Source organism: Tepidimonas sp. (assembly GCF_046292505.1).
Taxonomy (GTDB): Bacteria; Pseudomonadota; Gammaproteobacteria; order Burkholderiales; family Burkholderiaceae_C; genus Tepidimonas.
The window spans coordinates 1-1,174 of record NZ_JBKBQX010000104.1; the positions used below are offsets into that span (position 1 = coordinate 1).

Below are 1,174 nucleotides of genomic sequence, written 5' to 3' on the forward strand. Positions count from 1 at the left end.
GAGCCGACACGGGTGCCGGACAGCGTCAGCAAAACATGCCAGTGCATGACATGCACGCGCGTCTACCAGTATAGGCGCCGCCTTCAGACGCACAATATCGAGGGGTTATCGTGGTCGCGCCACCGCCGCCACATCCACCGCTACCCGCAACCCGCCCCACAGGCGACCGATTCCACCTGCAGGGTGGTGTGCCCGATGCCCAGGGCGCGCAGCGCGACGGCGGCCTGGGCCAGTAGGGCGTCCGGATGGGGAGCGTCGGTCCCCACCACCAGATGGGCCGTCATCGCCACATCGCGGGCGCCACCCGTGCCTACCGCCCAGACATGCAGGTCGTGCACCGAGGTGACACCCGGCAGCGCAAGCAGGGTGCGGCGCACGGCACCCAGGTCCACCCCAGCCGGCACGCCGTCGAACAGCAGATGCAACGTTTGCCACGCCAGCGGAGCGGTGCCGGCGACGATCACCCCGACGATGACGAGGCTGACCGCAGGGTCGATCCACCCCCAGCCACGCCACCAGGTGAGGGCACCCGCCACCACGACGCCCAGCGAAATCAGCGCATCGGCGGCCATGTGCAAAAAGGCGCCCCGCAGATTGAGGTCGTGGCGGCTGCCGGCGACAAACAGCCAGGCGGTCACCCCGTTGACGACGACCCCCGCCGCCGCCACGCCCATGACGACACCCGGCGGCGGGGCCACCCCTGGTGCCACCAGCCGGGCACCGGCCTCCCACACCAGCCAGGCCATCGCCGCCAGGAGCACGACGGCGTTGACGAAACCGGCCAAAATCGATCCGCGGCGCCAGCCGTAGGTGTGCCGATCGTCCGGCCGCAGGCGGGCGGCGGCGTAGGCCGCCCAGGCGAGCAGCAAGCCCCCCACGTCGCTGAGGTTGTGCCCGGCATCGGCCAGCAGCGCCAGCGATCCGACTGCCCAGCCATAAAAGGCCTCGATGCCGACGAAGGCGAGGTTGAGCCCGACCCCGAGCGCGAAGGCCCGCCCGTAGTGGGCCGGCGCGTGGACGTGGGCATGCCCGTGGCCGTGGGCATGCCCGTGGCCGTGGGAGTGCCCGTGATCGTGGTGCCCGTGGTGTCCGTGGGGATCGTCGTGGTCGTGGGTATGCGCGTCGTGGTGCATGCTGCGATGCGGGGGCGCGCGGTTCAACGCCGCGCCGCCTC

Annotated in this window: 1 protein-coding gene; it reads right to left on the reverse strand. The window is 71.3% G+C overall.

What is annotated here, in order from left to right; genetic code table 11:
* Positions 1-140: 140 nt before the first annotated feature.
* Entirely contained in the window at positions 141-1,133 is a 993-nt protein-coding gene (locus tag ACK4TH_RS12000) for a cation diffusion facilitator family transporter (protein ID WP_409626772.1), read from the reverse strand.
* Between the last annotated feature and the right edge of the window lie 41 nt (positions 1,134-1,174).